Consider the following 16,880-nt stretch of genomic DNA (forward strand, 5'->3'; position numbering starts at 1 on the left):
GCCCGTAGGGGCGCACCTTGCGTGCGCCCTCGCGTTCGTCCTTTGTGAATACGCATGCAAACAGTTTTTTGCAAATGAGGGCGCACGCAAGGTGCGCCCCTACAAAAAAGTTTTCCAGTTTCACAGTGATTTTGCCGAAGGCAGTTCGTTTTTATTATAACGTATTCAGCAACTGTTTTGCCTCGTTGAGTCTGGCGTTCCAGCCGTCGGTTCTGGATGATTTGCGGAAGGCTGACAGGAGTGATTCGAATGCTTCCAGTTTTTCGCGCGAGGCCGCGTCGCCCGCGGAGAGTTCGCGTTTTAGCAGCCTGATTTTTTCCCAGTCCTGGATGCCTTCGACCAGTCGTTCGAAGCGGATCGAGGAGCGGCATTCGGGATAGACAATGTAGGTGTCGCCCGCTGCCCAGGTGCGGAAGCGCGAGTCGCGGATGGGGTCCGCCGTCCAAGAGTTGTAGGTCCAGCGGAGCATGCCGTCGTAGTCGTGCGCGGCGGCGTGCCAGCTCAGGTAAACCGCCTCGGCGGGGTCGGAAAAGGTGAAGGTGTTTGGAAACTCGGACGAGCAGCACACGTAGAAGGTCGTGGTCAGTCCCTTGGCGCGGCGCTCGAGGATGTCGGCATGGTCGATGGGGCCGAAGATCGAGGCGCACATGTCCTTTATGTGGGGATATTTTTTGAAAACCTTTTTGTTGTCGGCGAGCGCGATGCCCAGTTCCGGGGCGACTTCCGCGAGGAGCGACGTGGCCGCGGCCATGTGCTCGGCGGAGCGTTCGTCCATCGCAATGTTGGTAATTTTCAGCCAGCCTTTTTCCCGCAGGTGCTTTTGGAATGCGGGCAGAAATGGCGCCCACATTTCGCGAAATTCGGGGTGCCCGGGTCGGCCTTCACGTCCACGAATTTCCCTGTCGCGGCGTCCTTGTAGTGGAGCATGTTGTTCCAAGGAAGCATGGAGTAGCAGTTGATCATTTTGTTCACGCCGAGCCCCATCATGAATTCGACCCAGCGGTCAAAGGCCTTGAAATCGTATTCCCATGTGCCGTCGGGGTGCTTTGTCCAGATGATCATGTCGGCGTAGGCGTCGTAACACTGGTTGTTCCAAGGCTCCTTGTTCACGTTGGTGGTGATCACTTTTTGTCCCGCGTCGGCGAGCATTTGCATGAGGGGTTTCATCAGGCGGAAATGTTCGTCGCTCCACACTTCCACTCCTTGGACGCGCGCGACCGCCGTCGGGTGCTGCCACAGGTCGAGGTGATACGCCCACTCGGAGGGCTTGGGCAGCGTGCGGCCGGTCACTTCCAAGTTGAGGGTGAGCTTGCGCGGCTTGAGGTCGGCGCCCTTGATCTCCACGTCGGCGCGGTATCGTCCCGCCTTGGCGCCGCGCGGCACCTCGACGGTTATCCACACGGGGCGCGCGGTCTTGGCCGGAACGGTCAGCGTGGCGACTTCGTCGAGCATGTCCGCGGACAAGTGCGACGGTTCGCCGGGCTGGCGCGGGCCGCAAGGTTTCTTGCGGTTGAACTGGTCGCTCAACACGTATTTCACGAATCGCGCGCGGGCGATGTCCTTGAGCTTCGCGCCGTCCGCCGAAACAAAATTGCCGACCTTGCATTCGAGGTCCTTGACCTCCGCGGACGTCCACACGACCGCCTGTGCGGACAGCTTCTCGCCCTTCCATCCGACGAGATTGTGCTCGCGCACGATTTCGCCGGCAAACGGTTGCGAGCGCGGATAGCGGGCGTCGATGCTGCCGAACGACACATTAAACCCCTCGACCGCGCTCCATGCGGCGGCGGGGGATTCGCCCGCGGGATCGGCCGGTTCGGACCAGTCGTGACTCGTGGCGGCGCGGCGGGTGGAAGGCGAGCAGGAGCAGAGTCCCGCAAGCAGCAAAACAAGGAGGCACTTTTTCATGGGTTGTCGGATAACTGCAGGGTTGGGTGACGGAGGCGGATTTCGATGCGTGGCATTTCGGCTCGCATGGAGCTTGCATATTTCAAGCACTTGCATTCGTCAGTCAACCCGAACCTAGCCGCGCCGCTCGCCTCCATCATTGATGCCGCGCCGGCCTCCCGTTTTTCTTGGTTGCCGCAGGCGGCTTTGCGCACGAGTTTATCGCCCGCATCATGGCCGAGACAACTCCCACACCCGCGCCCGAAATCCAACAGACGGCAGAGTCAAAAATCGCCGGCATGTTTTCACCGCGGCAGCGCCGCACGCTCGGCTTTTCAATCACGCTTTTCGCCACGGCGGTGTCGGCGGTGCTTCTGATTGCCATCCTCATGCTGGTCAACCAGCTGCTTGGTGTATTCTCGGGAGTGCTCTGGCCCGTGGCGATTGCCGGGGTGCTCGCGCTCATCCTGCGTCCCGCCGTCGGAGTGCTCGAGCGCGTGTTCAAGGGGCGCCGACTGCTCGCGGTTATCATTCTCTACGTGCTGTTCATTATCCTGATAACGGCGCTGTTGATCATGCTGCTTCCGCCGCTCGCAAGCCAGCTCCTCGACTTGATCGCATACGTGCCGGAGCTGGGGAAAAATATCACCGCATACGTGCAAACCCACTGGCCCGACTGGCTCAGCCTCGCGGAGCGTTTGTATGAAAATCCCACCATCGCCTCCGTGCTGAACAACCTGCGCGACGAACTTTCGAAACTGCCTTCGCTCATCCTCCCCTCGCTCAAGGCGGTCAGCGCGGGCGTGTTTTCCACGATCAGCTTCACAATCCATTTCGCCGTCCTTCCGATCTACCTGTTTTTCTTCCTGCTCTCCCGCTCCGAGCCGACGGCAAAACTCGCCGAGCAGCTTCCCTTTCTCAAGCCGGGGCTGCGCGAGGACATTGTGTTTCTCGTCAACGAATTCATCGCGATCATAGTCTCGTTTTTCCGCGGACAACTCACCATCGCGCTCATCATGGGAGTGATGCTGGCGATCGGCTTCTGGGCTTTCGGGCTGCAATTCGGCGTGCTCATCGGACTCGCGCTCGGCATCCTGAACATCATTCCCTATCTCGGCACGATCACCGGAATTCTCATCACGCTTCCGCTCGCGTTTTTCCAGCCCGACGGCGGCATGGTGCTCATCTTCAAGCTCGCGATCGTGTATGTCGTCGTGCAACTCATCGAGTCCTGGCTGCTCACGCCAAAAATCATGGGCGACCGCACCGGCCTGCATCCGGCGGTGATCATCTTCGCGATTTTCTTTTGGGGCACCGCGCTCGGCGGTATCATGGGCATGCTGCTCGCGATTCCCTTCACCGCGTTTTTCGTGACTTTCTGGCGGTTGTTGAAACGAAAATATTTTCGACAGTCGCAGTCTGTTGCGGAAGTTAAGAATTAAGAAACAGAGCCCTCGCTCGTAATCTCCCGTTCACCTTATTTTCCCCCATCTACTACTTTTTAATTCTTAACTCTTAATTTTTCCGTCATGTCCCGTCCGCCCGCACCACGTTATTGCGCCATTTGCGGCACCGAACTTTCGCCGAACGCCCGCGCGTGCCCGAATTGCGGCGCGGATGAACGCACCGGCTGGCGCGAACAAGACCCCGCCGACGGACTCGACCTGCCGCCCGACGAGGAGGATTTCGCCGCCGCGCACTCGCGGTTCCTGACGGAGATCGGCCACGAAGCGCGCAAAAGCCGCAACCGCCTCAAGCACGTTGTCATCGTTACCATCACGGCCTGCCTCGTGCTCGCGTTTCTGGCATCGATGTTCCTGCTGCGCTGAGGCGCGAGTCGCATCACCGACAATCGACAATTTCGAAATGAATCCACAGGAAGAATCTCCCGCCCAGCCCGGGCAAAACGCCACGGATGCCGCCAACGTTCCATCCGACAACGACGACAGCGGAGACATCGCCGCGGCCTACAAGCAGCTCCTCGTCAAAAATGAAATCGAGCAGGGCCGCGCAAACGCCCGCCGTCTTTTCTGGACGGCCATCATACTCGGCATCGGCGTTCTCTTCGCCATCGGCACCATCATCTGGCGCTGAGCGGCGAGGCCGCGCATCACGCCCGTAGTTCTCGCACCGCACATGCCTTGGGAAATTCGCCAGTTCAAGCACGGCATTTATCTGCCGCAGATCGATTGGTGGCTCGACGCGACCAAGCCGATGCCGCGCGCCTTCGTGTCGCACGCGCATTTCGACCACTTCGCCGCGCACAAGGAAATCGTTTGCACACCCGGCACCGCGCGCCTCATGCGCGCGCGTTTGCGCGGGCGCCGCGTCGAGCACCACCTCGCCTTTGGCCAGACCGAGCAGCTCACGCCCGAGTGCACCATCACGCTCCATCCCGCGGGGCATATTCACGGCTCCGCGCAATGCCTCATCGACCATGAGCAACACGGCGCGCTTCTCTACACGGGCGACTTCAAGCTCCGCCCCGGACGCTCCTCCGAAGTTTGCGCCACGCCGCGCGCCGACACCCTCGTCATGGAAACCACATTCGGCAAACCCCGCTATGTGTTTCCGCCCGCCGAAAAAGTCCTCGCCGACATCATCGCCTTTTGTCGCGACGCGTTTGATGCTGGCGCCACGCCCGTCCTCTACGGTTACAGTCTCGGCAAAAGCCAGGAAATCCTCAGCAGTCTCGCCGAGGCGCAACTTCCCGTCATGCTCCACGAAAAAACGCTGCGCATGACCCGTGTTTACGAAAACCTCGGCCTCACCTTTCCGCCGCACGCGCCTTTCGACGCCGATCCGCGCGCGCTTGCCGGCCACGTTGTCATCTGCCCCCCGCAATGGGAAAACTCCGCCTTTCTCAAAAAAATCCCCGCGCGCCGCACCGCCATGATCTCCGGCTGGGCCGTCGACACCTCGACGATCTACCGCATGCGTTGTGACGCCGCGTTTCCACTTTCCGATCACGCCGACTACAATGACCTGCTGCGCTACGTCGAACTTGTGCGCCCGCGTCTCGTTTACACCACGCACGGCGCCACCGCCGAATTCGCCAGGACTCTTCGAGGCCGCGGCATTGAGGCCTGGCCGCTCGACAAAAACACCCAGCTCGATCTTTCGCTCGATTGATTGGCAACGTATTTGCCCGTTTTGCGTCAAACTAGACGCCTTCACCGCATTTGCCCGATTCGTCTCCCGCATTTTTTATGAATTTTCCCATTCGCACCGCGCACATTGCCGCCGCCCTCATTATGTTTTCATTCGCCACTCCGCTCCCCGGCAACGAAACCATCGCCCTTGGCGACGGCGAAAGCATGAAGTTCCGCGTCGGCTGGGGCATCTTTCCGCACGCGGGTGAAATCACCGTCAACGCGAAAAATGAAATCATCGGCGGGCTTCCCAATATCCGCGTCACCACGCGGCTCGCCACAAGCGGTGTCGTCCGAAAACTCTACACTCTCGAGGCCACGGGCGACTGCGTTTTCGACGCAATCGACGGGCGCCTTCTGGCCATTACCACCAAATCCATTTCCGGAAAAAAACGCACGCATGCCATGGCTGTTTTCAACTACATCGCGGGCAACATTCGTTACGACGACTTTTTGCGCCCCGAAAGAAACGCCACGCTTCCCATCCCCAAAAGCCAGGCGATGGACCTCATCACCGCCCTTGTGCAAACACGCGCGTGGGATCTCAAACCCGGCGATTCGCGTCCCATCACCGCCATTTTCGAGAACGATTTTTACGACCTTCTCGTCACCGCCACCGGCCACGAAAAAGTCAAAACGCCCTGGGGCGAACTCGACACGCTTGTTCTCGAACCCAAACCCGCGCCCGGCTCCACGCCCCAAGGCATGTTCAAAAAAGGCGCCACCGTGCGCGTCTGGGTTTCGCAAGACGCCCGGCGCCTCCCGGTGAAGTTCCAACTCGGTCTCAAATACGGCACCGGCACCGCGCACCTCACCGACTATACGCCGCCCGTCGTAAAAAAGACTGAGGAGCTGAAAAACTGAAGGACTGAAGGCTGAAAACAACTGGCCCGACCAAGCAAAACGCTCGCAATTCAGATTTCTGTTTTTCAAGATTTTCGGACCTTTAGTTTTTCAGATATTCAGTCCTTCAGCCTTTCCCACCATGGGTCACGCCGCCTCAATGCACGCACACTCGCCCGGATCATACAGCATTTCGCTTATGATTCACGGCGCCGTCGTGCTCGCCGTGCTGCTCTCGACCTATTACCTCAGCGACGTTCGGAAAAAGCCCTCCAGTCAGATCATCGAACTCGTCGCCGGCCCCGGAGACGACTACATGGCCAGGCAAGCCCCCGCGCTCGGCACACCGGAAACAATCAACCCGGTTCCCGATCTTAACCTCTCCCCGCTCGAACCTGTTGTCGAACCGCCGCCACAACCAGTCGTCACCCCCGCGCCCAACACGCCCGTCATTCCGCCACCCAAAAAAACGGTTGCGCCAAAGACCACCCCGAAAACGGAAACGCCCCCCAAAAGAATATCCAAGGCGGAGTTCGACAAACTTAACGCCAGTAAAAACAAAAACCTCCCCTCGCAAAAAATCAACAAGACCAAATCGCAAAAAAAAGTGGTCGCTCCAAAAATCGGCCAGGGCGTCGCCAAGGGCGTGCTGGGCGGCATTGGCAGCGGAGCCGGCGCGGGCGGCACAGCGCTCACCGCGGCGGAGCGCGGCCAAATGGAAGCCTACTTCGCGCTTCTCGCGCAGCGCATCCGGCAGGCGCAGGAAAAGCCCGAGGGCCTGAGCAGCGAGCTTGTTGTGCGCATCGAATTTCAAGTTTACTCCAACGGCACCATTGGCGCGGTCAAAATCGTCCGCAGTTCCGGCAACCGGGCCTTTGACGATTCCGTGTTGAAAGCCATCCGCACCGTGCGTCCCATCGGTCCGCGTCCAGACGGCAAAAGCGGCGCGAAAGTCGCCGACTTCCGCATGCGCGAGGAAGATTGAGCGCGGATAATAATAACGCTCCGATGCCAACACGACCATGGGCGCACAAATCGTAGTTTCCCACACGCCCTCGCGTTACGCCGGCGCATACGGCATTTCGATGCTGCTTCATCTGGCAGCCGCCAGCCTCGCGCTTCTCTGCATTTTCCTGTTAAAAACCACCCCCGAAAAACCGTTAAACGATACGATTGAACTCTGGCCGCGCACACTCGTTTCCGGAGAAAACGCCCCGGCTGAGATCCCGCCAATAGTCGGTCCTAAAATCGAACCGCTGTTGCCACTCCCGCCGGTCACGCAGGAAATCCAACCGCAGGCGACACGACCTCCGGGCAATCGAATAACGGAACGCGAGTTCAGGGAAAAATACGGCAGCCCGCCCGCTCGAAATAACACAACAATATCCTCAACCCCGCCGATTCGACCCAACGCAATCGAATCGCCGGCATTCGAAAACCTCGCGCCTGTTTCCCAAAGCACGAATCCCGATGTTCCGATAAGCGCACACATCCAAAACCAAATGGATTCCTATTTCGCGCTCCTCGCGCAACGCATCCGACAGGCGCAGGAAAAGCCCGAGGGCCTGAGCAGCGAGCTTGTTGTTCGCATCGAATTTCAGGTTTACGCCGACGGCACCATTGGCACCGCCAAGGTCATTCACAGTTCCGGCAACCGGGCCTTTGATGATTCCGTGTTGAAAGCCATCCGCACCGTGCGTCCCATCGGCGATCGCCCCGATGGCAAAAGCGGGGCAAAAGTCGCCGACTTCCGCATGCGCGAGGAAGGTTGACCGGCGGGTCCTGTTCAAAAGTGCGCAACAGGGACGTCGATGCCGACGTCCGCAAACTTTCGGGAATATCGTCGAAACATTTTCCGAAACACAGCATCTCAAGGCGTTAACACCATATTTTCACACAACACTTCATCCGCGTCGCATGTCACCGCTCGTTTTTGTTATTTTCCTAATTGTTTATCTGCTCCTCTGCGCCTGCATATTTGTGCGCTCGACACAGGCGCTTCCCAAAAAACGCTGGCTGCGCATCGCATGGGTCGCGGGTCTCGCCTTTTGCGCCACGGCTTTTTTTGCCGGCTCCGCATTTCGCGAAACCGTGATTGCCGGTCTTCCCGTCGGACACTGGTTGCGCGTGCTCGGAGTCACCTGGATGCTCACATTTCCCTATTGGGTTGTCGCGGTCGTTTTCTGGGAGGTAATCCGCCTCGTCAACAAACGCCGGCGCATCCTCTCCAAGTGCGTCGAGACCCACCGCGCCCGCGCCAAGGTTCTCGCGCTCGCCGCCACCGTCGCCGCGGTGACTGTTGTATTTATTTTTGGATACTGGCGCTTTTCGAATCCCGTCATCACTCCCCTTGCCGTCAAAATCAACAAGCCGCTCGGCGGCCAATACGCCGGTTCCGGCAAAGTCCTCCGCATCGCCGTTGCGAGCGACCTGCACCTCGGCGACATCATCGATCGCGAACGCGTCCGCGACTTCGTCTCCCGCATCAACGCTCTTCAGCCGAACATTATTCTCCTCGCCGGTGACGTCATCGACCGCAGCGTGGATGCGCTCGAAAAACAAAACATGGGTGTCGAGCTCGAAAAACTCCACGCGCCCCTCGGCGTGTTCGCCGTGCTCGGCAACCACGAGAAATACGCCAACGCCAAGCGCAGCCTCGATTTTCTCGAAAAACACGGCGTTCGCGTTCTCTACGATGAAGCCGTTCCCCTTGCCAATGGCGCGTTCACACTTGCCGGCCGCGCCGACCACAGCATCAAGTCGCGCAAAACGCTCGAGGAAATTCTCGCGGGCACCGATCGGGCGCGCCCGATTATTCTGATGGACCACCAGCCGCGCGAACTTGCCCGTGCGCAAGCCGCCGGCGTCGATCTGCAATTCTCCGGACACACCCACGCCGGCCAAATCTGGCCGGTCACTTGGATCATCCGTTTCATGTATGAAGTCCCCCACGGATACTCCCGCAAAGGCGACTTCCAGGTTTACGTCACCTCCGGCCTCGGTCTCTGGGGTTTCCCCGCCCGCATCGGCAGCAAATCCGAAATCGTGGACGTGACCGTGGAATTCGCGAAGTGAAGCGCGCACATCGCGAATGCGCACGGATGACTGCCCTGCGAGTCCGCGAGCCGCACTGTGAAGCGGCGTGGGAGCCGGAATTTTTTGCGGCTAAATGGATTGGTCGCTTGAGAGGGCCTCCGTGTCGGCAAATCAGTGCAAAATTGTTTTCCGAAACATGGCTCCCAATTAAATTGACTCACCTGTCCGAAAATCACGAAATACCCGAACCCATTTCCCTCAATAAACAACAACCCAGCTAAAAAACACATCCCGACCATGGCCAAACCATTCCTCCCCGAAACCTTCCTCCTCGACACACCTTGGGCGCGCTCGCTCTACAAGGATCACGCCGCCAAGCAGCCCATCTTCGACTACCACTGCCACCTTCCGCCCGACCAGATCGCCTCGAATCACCAATTCGAAAACCTCTATAAAATCTGGCTCGCCGGCGACCATTACAAATGGCGCGCCATGCGCTCCAACGGCATCCCCGAGGACTACATCACCGGCGACAAAACCAGCGACTACGACAAGTTCCTCGCCTGGTGCAAAACCGTTCCCCAGACCCTCCGCAATCCGCTCTATCACTGGTCGCACCTCGAACTGCGCCGCTACTTCGGCATCAACCTCGTCATCAACGAAGCCAACGCGCCCAAAATCTGGAAACTCGCCAACGCCAAGCTGAAGACGAAGGCCTTTTCCACGCACGGCATCCTCACCAAAAACCGCGTCAATGTCGTCTGCACAACCGACGACCCCGTCGACTCGCTCGAGCACCACATCGCCATCGCCAAGTCCAAGCTCAAGACCCGCGTCTATCCCACCTTCCGCCCCGACAAGGCGCTCGTCGTCAACAGCCCCGCCGTCTTCAACGCCTGGTGTGACCAGCTCTCCGCCCGCGCCAACATCGACGTCAAGGACCTCGACTCGCTCCTCCGAGCCATCGACAACCGCCACGAGTTCTTCCACTCCATCGGCGCGCGCGTCTCCGACCACGGCATGGAAAATATTCCCGACGCTGACTGCACCGAAAAGGAAGCCGCCGCCATCTTCAAGGCCGCGCGCGCCGGCAAGGCCGCCAGCCCCGAAAACACGGCCAGGTTTACCTGGTTCATGATGCTCGCCTTTGGCCGCCTCGACGCCAAGCGCGGCTGGACCAAGCAGCTCCACCTCGGCGCGATCCGCAACAACAACACCCGCCTCCTCAAGCGCCTCGGCGCCGACGCCGGCGTGGACTCCATCGGCGACTTCCCGCAAGCCCGCGGCCTCGCCCGCTACCTCGACCGCCTCGACAGCGAAAACGCGCTCCCGAAAACCGTCATCTACAACCTCAACCCCGCCGACAACTACGTCTTTGCGACGATGATTGGCAACGTGCAGGACGACCTCACGCCCGGCAAAATCCAATTCGGCAGCGGCTGGTGGTTCCTCGATCAGGCCGAGGGCATGAAGTGGCAAATCAACGCCCTCTCGCAACTCGGCCTTCTGAGCCGCTTCGTGGGAATGCTCACCGACTCGCGCAGCTTCATGAGCTACGTGCGCCACGAATACTTCCGCCGCGTGCTCTGCAAACTGGTCGGAGGCGATGTTGACGCCGGCCTGATCCCCGCCGACAAAAAGTTGGTCGGCGGCATGATCGAGGACATCTGCTACAAAAACGCCAAACGCTACTTCGGCCTCGAAACGGGCAACATGTGACAAACCGTTGATATGAGTTTATAACCCCAATGGGGTTGCATATTTTTAACCCGGGGCTGACGACAAAAACGTCTGTCCCGGGTTACGAGTTTTTGAAAACGCGACACTGAAAGGGGCGCGTTATTCATGCTTCGCAAGAAACAGCGGAAGCGGCCAGGGTGTGTTTTTTCGTTTCGGTGATAAAATTTGATTTCCTATTACCAGACGCCAATCATGCGCAACCATCCCATGAAAACGCTCACCTACCCGACGAGTTTCCTGTTGGTGTTTTTGCTTTCCCTGCCTTTGTGCGCAAAGAAAACGGAGCAAAAAGCAGCAACCTATGAGACAAAGCTGAATATCTCATATTACGACGACCACGCGCTGGCGAATGCCGACGAATATAAAAAGAGCCATTGCAAAATGGACATGTATTACCCGGAAAATCGTGCGGGGTTTCCCACGATTGTCTGGTTTCATGGAGGCGGACTGACGGGCGGCAAGCGCCGCCTGCCCGCGCTCAAGAATCAGGGAATCGCGCTCGTTGCCGTCAGCTACCGCCTTTCGCCCAAGGGGGAATTCCCCTGCTTTCTTGAGGACGCCGCCGCGGCCACCGCGTGGGTGATCAAAAATATCGCGGCCCATGGCGGCGATCCGGACAAGGTGTTTATCGCGGGCCACTCCGCCGGCGGTTATCTGTCCGCGATGGTGGGCATGGACGGGCGCTGGCTGGCGGCCCACGGAATATCAAATCGCAAACTGGCCGGCATCATTCCCGTGAGCGCGCAGGTCACGACCCATTTTTTGGTGAAAAAATTGCGCGGAGACCAAGGCGAGCAATACCGTCCGATAATTGATGAATACGCCCCGTTGTATCATGCCTCGAAAAACCTGCCTCCGATTTGCCTGATCGTGGGCGACCGGCGCATTGAATGGAAAAGTCGCGTCGAGGAAAACGAGCTTCTGGCCGTGAGCCTGAAAAACTTGGGCCATGAGCAGACGGAGTTTTATGAAATGGGAGGCCTCAACCACCGCGCGGTTGGCGAAGGCGCACTGATTATAATAAAAAAATACGTGAATCGAATTATTGAGGAGCGGGGAAAAGAGCCGTCCCCGTAGAGTCGCGTTCGTGATGGACGATTTTTCGCGGAGAATAGAGGCAGCCTGAAGAAATAAACGGTATCCGCGTTGGACAGGGCGTGCTCGCCGAGCGCGCCGAGAATTGCGAGAGACAACCGCCCTGCCAAAATGAGCGCACTACTTATAAAAATAACTTTAAGAGGGCGGAGCGGGTTCCGTTAATTCTTTCTCATCTTTTTGCCCAACGTCTCAACGTCCGCCGCGGCGCCAGTGACCGCCGGGTTTGCCCTTGGGGTGATGCGACGGATTTCCACCGCCGTGCGGACGTCCGCTGCTGGAGCGAGATTGGTTTTGTCCGCGCGCGCCTTTTGAAAGGCCGCCATTGCCTCCGCCGCGTTGGTGCTGCTGGCCGCCGCCTTGTTTGCGGCGGGGATTTTTCATCGGACGCGAGGTGTCTATGTGCGGCGGGGCACCGTTGGCGTAGGCGAAGCCGTCGAGTGCGAGACGTTCGATGTGCGCGCCGATGAAGCGCTCGATGTCGCGCAGGTCGCCGGCTTCCTCGGGCGTGACGAGCATGAAGGCGTCGCCGTCGGCCTGGGCGCGACCGGTGCGGCCAATGCGGTGCACGTAGTCGTCGGGTTTTTCGGGGACGTCGAAATTGATAACGTGCGAGACGCCGGACACGTCGATGCCGCGCGCGGCGATGTCGGTGGCGACGAGCACTTCGTAGCGTCCGTCCTTGAAGCCGGCGAGCGCCTCGGTGCGCTGGTTTTGGGAGCGGTTGGCGTGGAGGACGGCGGTGGTGTGACCGGCGGACTTGAGCTTGCGCGCGATGCGATCCGCACCGTGCTTTGTGCGCGAAAAGATGATCACGCTTTGGAAGTCTGTGCGGTTGAGAATCGCGAGGAGCATGTCGAACTTTTGCTCGTGGAGGACGGGATACGTGGCGTGGGTGACGGTTTCGACGACGGAGCGCGAGCGCCCGATTTCGACGCGCTCGGGATCGTGAAGCGCGAATTTTGCGACGGCTTCGATCTCAGGTTGTATGGTGGCGGAGAAAAAGAGCGTCTGGCGCTTGGGGGGGCATTGCGAGACGACGCGGCGCACATCGTGGATGAATCCCATGTCGAGCATGCGGTCCACCTCGTCGAGGACGAGCGCCTCGATGCCGGCGAGCGAGAGAGTTTTCTCCTGAAGAAAATCAAGCAGGCGCCCGGTGGTGGCGATGAGGATGTCGGTGCCGTTTCGAATGGCGGCGCGCTGGTTGCCGTAACCGACGCCGCCGTGGATGACCGCGACGCGCAGGTTGGTGAAGCGGCCGAGTTCGCGAAATGCGGTTTCGACTTGCGCGGCGAGTTCGCGCGTGGGCTCGAGCACAAGAACGCGGGGCGGACCGTGGCGGTGGGCGCCGAGACGCGCGAGTATGGGCAGCGCGAAGGCGGCGGTTTTGCCGGTGCCGGTTTGGGCGGAGCCGATGAGATCGCGTCCGCCGAGGACGACGGGGATGGCGCGTTGCTGGATGGGTGTTGGCTGGGCATACCCCATGGCTTGCGCGCCGCGCACGAGTGAATCCGGCAGTCCTAGTTGTTTGAATGGCATGATTGTTGGCGTTGATAACGCGCAGCGAACGCGGCGGCTGGCGAGGGAAAACACAATGCGCCTGAGCGACGCAAAAAGCACCGGACTCAAAAACGCCGAGGTGGCGCCTCACTCAATTGCGCAACTTTTTCCGCGTCGGCGACTGCGTTGGCACGCTGCAAATCAGCGCGCGCCGAGCTCGCGCATCCTGATAATTTTTCGGAGGCCGAATAACAAGCAGATCAACGCCAGACTCCAGAGGCTCGGAGCGCCGCCACCGCCACCACCACCGCTGTTGTTATTGTCGTTGGTGCCGGTGTTTGTTGCGCCCTCCTGCGTCACGGTGCAGCTGGCGGTGCGATTACCCGCCGTGACTGTGACGACTCCAGTGCGCGAGTTTGACGAAGTGTTGGTGGCGCAGGTGACAATGAAGGAGCCGGTGGCGACACCCGCGGCGGGCGAGACGGTCAGCCACGATGCGGAGGAGGCTGCGGTCCATGTGATGTTGCTATCCACGGTCACGGTGAAATTGTTTCTACTTCCGGAAACCTGTTTTGCGACGGGGCTGACGCTGAGCGTGATGTCGGTGCCGGTTGTCCATGTGACCTGATCGAGCCAGACACCGTCGGCTCCGATGGATCCGGCGGGATCCTTGTCGTAAAGCCATTTCAATTTATGCTCGCCGGTTCCGGTGATTACAAAGATGTGTTGCGCCCAGTCATGTTCACCGCCGAGACCGCTTCTTTGGCGACCGTTCATTTCAAACGTCTGTGCTTTGCCGTCCGAGTAGAACGTCTGTTCCCGTCCATCTATGTAGAAATACAAAAAATCTCCCCACGTTCCATGTTCGTCCTTGCTCCATGGTTCGGATGAGACTTTGCACCAAAAACTCAAGATACCTTCGCCGGTGACGGTCGTTTGAATCCATGTTTGTTGGCCGTCTTCCACGCCAGAAGTCGATGTGCCGAGGATAATCCCGCTGCGCGCGGCGTGTTGTCCGTCGTGCGTGGTGATGGTTTGAGTGGTCCAAGGGGCGTCTATGGCTGATCCATTTTCGTCTTCTGCGCCGGTCGTCCAAACGAGGTTGTTGTCGAGCGCAGTCGCGAGGGGGATGTGCGCGGGTTGCGCGACTTCGCAGACGCGGCTGATGCCTCCGCTGGTGATGGTGATGGTAGCGCGGCGCGGGGAGCCGGTGTCGTTGGCATTATGGGTAACGGTAAGGGTTTGACTGCCTGCGTTGCCGGAGGCGGGCGTGACACCCAGCCATGAGGCGTCGGTTGTCGCCGTCCATGTTTTGGAGGTTGTGGCGGTGAGTGTGAACTGACCGGCGGCGGAGTCAGCCTCCTTGGTGTTGGGTGTGATGGCGGGATTGAAGTTGTCGGGCGTCCAGACGACTTGATCGACCCAGGCGGCGCCGGTTGTGCCGGCGGAGGCTTTGTCAAAGGTCCAGCCGAACTGGTGCGTGCCGGTGGTGGTGATAGCAATGGTTTTTTTTGCCCAGTCTTGCTGCCCGGTGATGCTCTCCGGGGTTTCGGTCAGGGCGGTTGAGAGGTCGGTGGTGGCAAAGACGAGTGCGTCGGCTGCGTCGGCGGAGATTTTCCACCAGAAACTGACGGTGCCGGAGCCTTCGACTGTGGTGAGGACGCCGCTGCTCTGGCCTTGCGCGAGGGCTCCGCTTTGCGCGGCGGCAACCCCGTCGTAAGTGGTCGTTGTTTGACCGAACCATTCGGCGTCAGCGCCGGGCTCCTTCGTCCACGTGAGTTCGCTGGCAAGCGCGGCGGCGAGGGATGGGTTGGACTGGACGAGATTGGTGGAGAGCGTGTATTGGCCGATGCTGCCGTAGGCGGTGTAACCGGTGCGGGTGGAGATGCTGGTTGCATAAGGGTTTCCGGTGCTTCCAGAGGTGATGCGCAAATACCACTGGCCGGCGTCGAGTTGCTTGGAGAGCGTTGCGTAGGTGAGGGTGGGGGCGTTGTTGGAACTGTTTAGGTTTCCTGAGGAGTCGAGGATCTCGAGTTTGAGGTCGGTGCTGCCGATGATCGTGCCTGTGCCGGAGACTCGGGTCGGATAGAGCGAGAAGTTGATGGAGCCGGGGGATGAGAGATTGATGCCATAGTAATGGGGCTCATCGGCATTGCGAATGAGGCCGCTCGCGCCGATGCTGCCGTCATCGCCGGTGGTGAGCGGGAGCGCAGTCGCGCGGGTGGTGGCGGCGATGACGCCGCGATAGCCAAGTTTGCCCTCGATAATCATGAGGTCATCCTCCTTGTTGTTGGCGCTGTAATATTCTCCCTTCGACCATTGGTAGACATTTCTACGGTTGGCATTGTAGGCATTGCCCATGATGGTGCCCCAAGAGGTGGCGCCCGTGCCGTGTCCCGGATAATAACCAAAATCGTCACTGCTGGTTTGATAGCCGGGGCCATCGTGACTGAGGCCGAGGTTGTGGCCAAACTCGTGTGCGGCGGCGTAGGCGATGTCGGCGTTGATTGACTTCAGCGTGTCATAATAAATGAAGACGGGGCTGAGATCGGTTTCGTAACCAAGCCATCCAAAGGCTTGAAGGATCGCGACCCCGTCAGCGCCGTCGGCGGCGGCGGGCATCTTTCTCCCATTGGCGTCGCTGCTGCGGGTAATAAGCACGCGGCCGGTGGTGCGTGTGAAGATGGCGGGCTTTTCAGTGGTCACGTCCACATCGAACGCGGAGAAATATTCGGAAACGCGTTCCCAGATTCTGACGATGTTTTCCTGCTCCTGTTCATTGAAAGTGGTGGCGTCGCCGTCGATGTTGTAGGGGGTCGCCCTGTAGCGATCGACCTCATAGGATTTATTCCATGCGGTGTTTTCGATGGTGCCTCCGCCGAAGTCGAGAAAGATGACTTTGGTCGCGCCGGGGCGCGAATGACGCACGGGGGGCGGCTGATGGGAACAGAGGCTGCGGCTACCGTCGGATCGAGTGTGCCGGCTGTGGAAATCTCAGCCGGCGCGCCGCCGGGGTGATCTCCTGTGACAAAGCGGCACGCGTAATAGAGATGTCCCTTGGGCGTGAGGTGCAGGCTGGCAAAATCTGCTGCGGGGATGCGGTTTGCCGCGAGGGTTCTGAATGCGAAGGAGCGGGCCTCGGGAGCAAGGGAGCGGAGTTCTTCGCGGAAACGGGCCGAGGGAATTGTATCGAGGGTGGCGCGCTGTTTTTGCGTGAGAGCGCCTGTCCCGGCGGAGCCATTGCTTTCGTCGAGGGCGGGCGCGTTTGAGCTGGATGGTTGAGTTGCCAACGAGGCGCGGGAGACTGTGCGATGGCGGGGGTGTTTCTCGTGGTTAGCCACAATGGTTTCGGTGGAAACGGGCGCGAGCAGCGCCTTGGTGTCTGTTTGATCATCGTGGCGGTCCGTGACAGATTGTGGCGCGAGGGCGTTGGCGGTCCGTTTCGCGGTTTGCGGAGAAATTTGCTTGGAGCCTTGGGAGTTAAAAAAGAAAGCAGCTCCCGCTACGAATAGCACTGTTGTGCCGATTAGGAAAACCTTCCGGACTGAGGGTTTGTTGAAAGCGATCATAATTGGAGGGAATATGGTTTTTAGTCTGTGTGCCACCTCAAAAAGTATCAACGGC

General features: G+C 59.4%; 12 protein-coding genes and 1 pseudogene. 10 read left to right on the top strand and 3 right to left on the bottom strand.

Going from position 1 to position 16,880, the window contains the following annotated elements; all coding sequences use genetic code 11:
* Window positions 1–154: 154 nt before the first annotated feature.
* Window positions 155–2,004, bottom strand: a pseudogene (locus CKA38_RS16960) (DUF4091 domain-containing protein).
* Window positions 2,005–2,075: 71 nt separating this feature from the next.
* On the opposite strand from CKA38_RS16960, the gene CKA38_RS07155 reads away from it, so the two are divergent.
* From CKA38_RS07155 to CKA38_RS07200, 10 genes are all read left to right on the top strand, one after another.
* The gene (locus CKA38_RS07155; RefSeq protein ID WP_236919217.1) at window positions 2,076–3,329 is read left to right on the top strand and encodes an AI-2E family transporter; all 1,254 of its coding nucleotides are present in this window, start codon (window positions 2,076–2,078) and stop codon (window positions 3,327–3,329) included.
* 87 nt (window positions 3,330–3,416) lie between these two features.
* Window positions 3,417–3,716, top strand: a complete 300-nt coding sequence (locus tag CKA38_RS07160; RefSeq protein WP_108824861.1) for a zinc-ribbon domain-containing protein — start codon at window positions 3,417–3,419, stop codon at window positions 3,714–3,716.
* A gap of 37 nt (window positions 3,717–3,753) precedes the next feature.
* Window positions 3,754–3,981 (top strand): hypothetical protein, encoded by a 228-nt coding sequence (locus tag CKA38_RS07165; protein WP_108824862.1) that lies wholly within the window; start codon window positions 3,754–3,756, stop codon window positions 3,979–3,981.
* Window positions 3,982–4,023: 42 nt separating this feature from the next.
* Window positions 4,024–5,019: an MBL fold metallo-hydrolase RNA specificity domain-containing protein gene (locus CKA38_RS07170; RefSeq protein ID WP_108824863.1), complete on the top strand. Its 996-nt coding sequence runs from the start codon at window positions 4,024–4,026 to the stop codon at window positions 5,017–5,019.
* Between the two features lie 77 nt (window positions 5,020–5,096).
* Window positions 5,097–5,903 carry a DUF3108 domain-containing protein gene (locus CKA38_RS07175; RefSeq protein ID WP_108824864.1) on the top strand — a complete coding sequence of 269 codons (807 nt, stop codon included), beginning with the start codon at window positions 5,097–5,099 and terminating at the stop codon, window positions 5,901–5,903.
* 121 nt (window positions 5,904–6,024) lie between these two features.
* On the top strand, window positions 6,025–6,867 hold the full coding sequence (locus tag CKA38_RS07180) for an energy transducer TonB (RefSeq protein WP_108824865.1): 843 nt from the start codon (window positions 6,025–6,027) through the stop codon (window positions 6,865–6,867).
* A 37-nt stretch (window positions 6,868–6,904) separates the two neighbouring features.
* The gene (locus tag CKA38_RS07185; protein ID WP_108824866.1) at window positions 6,905–7,654 is read left to right on the top strand and encodes an energy transducer TonB; all 750 of its coding nucleotides are present in this window, start codon (window positions 6,905–6,907) and stop codon (window positions 7,652–7,654) included.
* A gap of 145 nt (window positions 7,655–7,799) precedes the next feature.
* Window positions 7,800–8,957 carry a metallophosphoesterase gene (locus CKA38_RS07190; RefSeq protein WP_161554786.1) on the top strand — a complete coding sequence of 386 codons (1,158 nt, stop codon included), beginning with the start codon at window positions 7,800–7,802 and terminating at the stop codon, window positions 8,955–8,957.
* A gap of 258 nt (window positions 8,958–9,215) precedes the next feature.
* Entirely contained in the window at window positions 9,216–10,637 is a 1,422-nt protein-coding gene (gene uxaC, locus CKA38_RS07195; RefSeq protein ID WP_108824868.1) for a glucuronate isomerase, read from the top strand.
* Window positions 10,638–10,850: 213 nt separating this feature from the next.
* Entirely contained in the window at window positions 10,851–11,735 is an 885-nt protein-coding gene (locus tag CKA38_RS07200) for an alpha/beta hydrolase (RefSeq protein ID WP_108826476.1), read from the top strand.
* Window positions 11,736–11,945: 210 nt separating this feature from the next.
* Here the strand turns inward: CKA38_RS07200 and CKA38_RS07205 are convergent, their stop codons facing one another.
* Together CKA38_RS07205 and CKA38_RS07210 are read right to left on the bottom strand one after the other, a co-directional pair.
* Entirely contained in the window at window positions 11,946–13,295 is a 1,350-nt protein-coding gene (locus CKA38_RS07205; protein ID WP_108826477.1) for a DEAD/DEAH box helicase, read from the bottom strand.
* A gap of 162 nt (window positions 13,296–13,457) precedes the next feature.
* A complete protein-coding gene (locus tag CKA38_RS07210) occupies window positions 13,458–16,184 on the bottom strand; it encodes a BACON domain-containing protein (RefSeq protein WP_108824869.1) in 2,727 nt (908 codons plus the stop codon).
* Window positions 16,185–16,880 lie beyond the last annotated feature (696 nt).

It is taken from the genome of Ereboglobus luteus, assembly GCF_003096195.1.
Classification (GTDB): domain Bacteria; phylum Verrucomicrobiota; class Verrucomicrobiia; order Opitutales; family Opitutaceae; genus Ereboglobus; species Ereboglobus luteus.